Source organism: Microbacterium gubbeenense DSM 15944 (assembly GCF_000422745.1).
Taxonomy (GTDB): Bacteria; Actinomycetota; Actinomycetes; order Actinomycetales; family Microbacteriaceae; genus Microbacterium; species Microbacterium gubbeenense.
In genome coordinates this window covers 1-5277 of sequence record NZ_AUGQ01000043.1, presented here as the reverse complement: position 1 = coordinate 5277, position 5277 = coordinate 1, and the positions used below count along the sequence as shown (strand labels likewise).

Here is a 5277-nt window from a genome sequence, read left to right as displayed (position 1 = left end):
GACCCGGCGTTCGCGCCCTTGTCAGTCGGAACACTCAACCACCGATCGGCAAGGCGCCGAAGACCCGCCTTCTCCGCGAGACGGGCGATCGGGACCAGGCCCGCAGCCGACACGATATTCGGATCATCGAACGATGCGACAGCAGACCGTGCGGCGTGAGAAACTTGCATCTGCGAGATGCCTCTCTTTTCAGGTTCAATTGCCTCTGTGGTAAGAACAATTATCCCTGATCAGACAGGCATTCTCCGTTTAACGCGCCGACCCCAACTCACCCTCAATCGGTGGATCCAGGCTGAGACGGGGAGGTGGATTCGCTGGACGGTGCCGTGCTGTTGTCAGCGCAGCCGGTGAGAACCAGTGCAAGGGTCAGTACACCCGTACTGACAGCAACGGGAATCTTCTTATTCATGGTTGTTCCTTCGATACGTCGTGTGAGGGTTCGCAAATGATGGCGCCAGACGGCGCCAGGAATCCGACCCATCAGGGTCGGCGGCGACTACTCAGGTGCGACTTATCGAAAGGAACGTCAGCGAGGGTGCCCGGGGAAGAATCCCGATCGCTTCCCACCTCACCAGGCTTACAGCACGGTGAGGGGGCAGCCGGTGACGCTGAATCAATATCGGAGGGAGGAGGAGAAGCAGACCGGCAAGCAACGCCAGCACGCACGCAATCAGCATCTCGTTGTGACCCTGCCCATGTCCGGTGTTCACATGACACGCACCCTCACACGCGGTGGACTCGCTCGCGACGGTTGACGCCGCTACGGTGGCGTGCTCCTCCCCGGCTGCGGAGTGGGTGAGTCCGACGGATCCGTGTCCCGCAGGTTCGGAGGTGAAGGTGTGCATCGCCAGCAAGCCGACGATAACCATCAGCGTGGCCCCGCCGAGCATCAACAACGCGCGCAACGACAACTGCGGACGTGCGCCACGAACTGCGACGTGCATACTCGGCCTCCTCCATTCCGTGCAGGATGCTAACACCACGATCTATGCGCCGCCCGCCCTGATCCTTCAGCGCCGCCATGTATATCCTAGTGCGGAATACCCACAGGGGGTATATCGTTAGGCATACCGACGCCGCACTCCGGTGTTTGAGAGAAAGAGGAACAAAACATGTCAGACTCCACTGGATCCTGCTGCAGCCGCAACAGCCACGGTTCCGTCGACGCCGAAGGACGCAAGGATCTCCTCACCCCGCCCGCGGAAGATCTCGCCGAATGTCCTGTGATGGTAGGCAGCACCGTCATCAAGGCGGATGCAGAAGCTGCTGGCCTGTACCGCGATTACGACGGCACCCGGTACTACTTCTGCTGCGCTGGATGCGGGCCCGCGTTCGACGCCGACCCGGCTAAGTACGCCACCGCTGCTGCCTGACACCGTTTCACGGTGCGGGGCACGCCAGACAAGTCAGCCCCACGGTTCTCAATTCCGAGGAGGATAGGCCCATGAGCCACTCGCGTAACGACGGCGCGGAGCACCCCCACGCCCACCACGACCACGCGGCGTCGACCCCCGCAGTGACGACCGAAACTGACCACGATGCGCACGCGGGACATCAAGCAATGCCGCATGCACCGCAGTCAGACGCGGCCGCGCACAGTCACAGAGACCACGGAAGCGACAACGCGCCCTCCGGTCACAACACCCACGCTGGACACGGCGGTCATGCAGGCCATGGCGACCACGTCGGGCAGTTCCGTCGCCTGTTCTGGATTATGCTCGTCCTCGCCGTCCCCACGGTCGCGTTGTCGGGCATGTTCTCGATGATCCTCGGCTACACCCTCCCCGATATTCCGGGTCTGTCCTGGGTATCCCCGGTGCTGGGCACTGTCATGTACGCGTGGGGTGGAAAGCCGTTCCTCGTCGGTGCAGTCAGCGAGCTCCGCGCTCGCAAGCCCGGCATGATGCTGCTCATTGGCCTCGCGATCACCGTCGCGTTCGCCGCCTCCTGGGGCGCGACGCTCGGCGTGCTCCATCACGAACTCGACTTCTGGTGGGAGCTCGCCCTCCTCATCGTCATCATGCTTCTCGGGCACTGGATCGAGATGCGCTCCCTCGCCCAGACGACTTCCGCCCTGGACTCACTCGCCGCTCTTCTCCCCGATGAGGCAGAGCGCGTCGAGAATGACCAGGTCGTCACGGTCTCACCGACCGATCTCGTCGTCGGCGACGTCGTCATCGTACGGCCGGGTGGCAGCGTCCCCGCCGACGGGCGCATCGTCGACGGACGGGCCTCGATGGACGAGTCCATGGTCACGGGCGAGTCCCGCACCGTGGAACGCGGCAGCGGCGACCACGTCACAGCCGGCACCGTTGCCACCGATTCCGGGCTTCGCGTCGAGATCACCGCGACCGGCGACGACACGACCCTCGCCGGCATCCAACGTCTCGTCACCCAAGCGCAAAGCTCCTCGTCCCGCGCACAGCGGCTCGCGGACACCGCCGCCGGATGGCTGTTCTGGTTCGCCCTGGGTGCTGCGGCGATCACCGCGATCGTCTGGACGTTGGTCGGCTTGCCTGACGCGGCTGTCATCCGCACCATCACCGTCCTCGTCATCGCCTGCCCGCACGCGCTGGGCCTGGCCATCCCGCTGGTCGTCTCAATCGCCACCGAACGCGCCGCCCGGGGCGGCGTTCTCGTCAAAGACCGGCTCGCGCTCGAAAGCATGCGCACCATCGACACGGTCCTGTTCGACAAGACCGGCACCCTCACCAAGGGCGAGCCCGTCGTCTCCGAGATTTCCGTCGTCGACGGCACCGACCCCGACCAGATCCTCGCACTGGCCGCCGCCGCAGAAACTGATAGTGAGCACCCGCTCGCGAAGGCCATCGTGCGCGCAGCCGCCGACAAGCAGCTCACCATCCCGCGCAACGGCGACTTCACTTCCTCACCCGCTGTGGGCGTCACAGCGACCGTCGACGGGAAGATCATCCGAGTCGGTGGACCGCACCTGCTCACCGAGGAGAACGCCGACGAGCTCCCGGTCGCCGATCAGTGGCGGACGGATGGCGCGATCATCCTCCACGTCATCCAGGACGGCCGCGTCGTCGGCGCGTTGAAACTCGCCGACGAGGTGCGCTCGGAATCCCGGGAAGCCGTCGACGCCCTCCACGCACTCGACGTGCAAGTGGTGATGATTACCGGCGACGCGGAAGCCGTGGCGCAGGCCGTCGCCCAAGACCTCGGCATCGACCGCGTCTTCGCCGGAGTACGCCCGGAGGACAAGGCCGCCAAGGTCCAACAACTCCAGAACGAGGGCCGTAAGGTCGCAATGGTCGGCGACGGCGTCAACGACGCCCCTGCCCTCGCGCAGGCCGACGTTGGGCTGGCGATCGGTGCGGGCACAGATGTCGCGATCGCCTCTGCTGGTGTCATCCTCGCAAGCGACGATCCCCGCTCGGTGCTCTCCGTGATCGAACTGTCACGGGCTTCTTACCGGAAGATGAAGCAGAATCTCTGGTGGGCTGCCGGATACAACATCATCTCCGTCCCTCTCGCCGCCGGCGTCCTCGCCCCCATCGGATTCGTGCTCCCGATGTCGGTCGGAGCGATCCTCATGTCACTATCCACCATCGTCGTCGCCCTCAACGCACAACTGCTGCGCCGACTCGACCTCCGCCCCGACACCACGACCCGCGTCATCCTGAACCGCTGACCACAACCGCCGGAGATCCAGATGGCTGATACCACCGTCCCTACAACGTCCTGCAACCACACAGAGCACGGGTACATCACGGACAAAGCCCGCTACCTTGCTCGCCTCAAGCGCATCGAAGGACAATCACGCGGCATCCACCGCATGGTCGAGGACGAGAAGTACTGCATTGACATCCTCACTCAGATCTCCGCACTGACCAGCGCCCTGCAGAGCGTTGCCGTCGGGCTCCTCGAAGACCACCTGCGCCACTGTGTGGCAGATGCAGCTCGCGCCGGCAGCGACATCGCCGAAGAGAAGGTCCGGGAAGCGTCTCAGGCGATCGCCCGCCTCGTGCGCTGACTCGCGGCAGATTCGAAAGTGCCCGGACCGGTGAAGCGCAAGCAGTTCGATTCCTCGTGCGCATGTACTCGCGCCAGCTGTGTCGGCCTGCATGCGACGCGTCACCGCCCCCGCTCGACCTCTTCTTCCAGCTCGTGTCGGTTTAGTCGGGTCGGCGAGAACTGCCGGATGTCGACGAGCGCCGGCCGACGTGCAGGGTTCGTGTCGTCACTGAGCCACGTGACGACATCCGCCGTCGTCTCGTCGACGTTGGCACCGCCAATCCATACGGGCTCGTCCGCGTCACTGTCGACCGGGATGATGACCACGGCATTCGAGTGCTCGCATGCGTCCAGGCACCGCGAAACCACTACTCGAGCTCACCCAGCTCAGCGACTTGACCGACGCCCTCGATGAGGCGACAGGCCGCTAGGGCGTGTTGATCAAGAGGTTCAGGCTCAGGATCGGCGAGTCTCGATGGTGTGACGCGTCAGGAGATCTCGGATGAGGTGTGGGCTGTTCTGGAGCCGCTGATGCCGGTGCCGGTCGGCAGGTCGCGGCCGTGGACGGATCATCGTCTCGCGGTCGAGGGCATGGCCTGGAAGTACCGCACGGGGGCGCCCTGGCGGGATGTGCCGGAGCGGTTCGGGAAGTGGAACTCGATCTACAAGCGGTTCGCGCGCTGGGCCGAGGACGGCACCTGGGAGAAGCTGCTCGCCGAGGTGCAGAAGCAGTCGGACGCGGCGGGCAAGCTCGACTGGGTGGTGTCGATCGACTCGACGATCGCGCGCGTGCACCAGCACGGCGCGACCCTCAGCCGCGACACAGGGGGCTGTGTCGAATCACAAGAATCCGCGGGAAGAGCCGCCTGATCACGGGATCGGCCGCTCCCGTGGCGGGTTGACGAGCAAGGTGCATCTCGTCTGCGACGGGCGTGGACGTCCGCTGAGCTGGGTGATCACCGGCGCGAACATCAACGACACCACGATGATGACCGCCACACTCGAGCAGACCCACGTCCCTCGAGCTGTCGGCCGTCCGAGGCGGCGCCCGGATCGGGTGCTCGCCGACAAGGGCTACCCGTCGAAGAAGAACAGGGCGTGGCTGCGGGAGCGGAAGATCGCCGCGACGATCCCGGAACGCGACGACCAGATCGCGCACCGCCGCAGGAAGCCTGGCCGGCCCATCGACTTCGGGGAAGCCCAGCAGGAGCGCTACAAGGGACGCAACGTCGTCGAGCGCTGCTTCAACAAACTCAAGCAATGGCGCGGCATCGCGATGCGCTCAGACAAGACAGCCCG

Annotated in this window: 6 protein-coding genes and 1 pseudogene; 4 read left to right on the top strand and 3 right to left on the bottom strand. The window is 65.0% G+C overall.

Annotated features, from left to right (window positions below; genetic code table 11):
- A pseudogene (locus G510_RS18920) lies at positions 1–170 on the bottom strand (IS1380 family transposase); the annotation flags it as partial.
- A 330-nt stretch (positions 171–500) separates the two neighbouring features.
- Entirely contained in the window at positions 501–944 is a 444-nt protein-coding gene (locus G510_RS0112880) for a DUF6153 family protein (RefSeq protein ID WP_029153946.1), read from the bottom strand.
- A gap of 168 nt (positions 945–1112) precedes the next feature.
- Between G510_RS0112880 and G510_RS0112875 the strand changes: the two genes are divergently transcribed.
- From G510_RS0112875 to G510_RS0112865, 3 genes are all read left to right on the top strand, one after another.
- Entirely contained in the window at positions 1113–1373 is a 261-nt protein-coding gene (locus tag G510_RS0112875) for a YHS domain-containing protein (RefSeq protein ID WP_029153945.1), read from the top strand.
- A 71-nt stretch (positions 1374–1444) separates the two neighbouring features.
- Entirely contained in the window at positions 1445–3655 is a 2211-nt protein-coding gene (locus G510_RS0112870; protein WP_029153944.1) for a heavy metal translocating P-type ATPase, read from the top strand.
- A gap of 21 nt (positions 3656–3676) precedes the next feature.
- Positions 3677–3997 (top strand): metal-sensitive transcriptional regulator, encoded by a 321-nt coding sequence (locus G510_RS0112865; protein ID WP_029153943.1) that lies wholly within the window; start codon positions 3677–3679, stop codon positions 3995–3997.
- 101 nt (positions 3998–4098) lie between these two features.
- On the opposite strand, the gene G510_RS0112860 is transcribed toward G510_RS0112865, so the two are convergent.
- Positions 4099–4305, bottom strand: a complete 207-nt coding sequence (locus G510_RS0112860) for a hypothetical protein (RefSeq protein WP_029153942.1) — start codon at positions 4303–4305, stop codon at positions 4099–4101.
- Positions 4306–4458: 153 nt separating this feature from the next.
- Between G510_RS0112860 and G510_RS18390 the strand changes: the two genes are divergently transcribed.
- Positions 4459–5277 (top strand): IS5 family transposase gene (locus G510_RS18390; protein WP_425411299.1). Its coding sequence is split into 2 segments (ribosomal slippage), with 821 coding nucleotides annotated over them: positions 4459–4844 and positions 4843–5277; the frame shifts between segments, so codons are not numbered across the junction. This gene is flagged as partial in the annotation.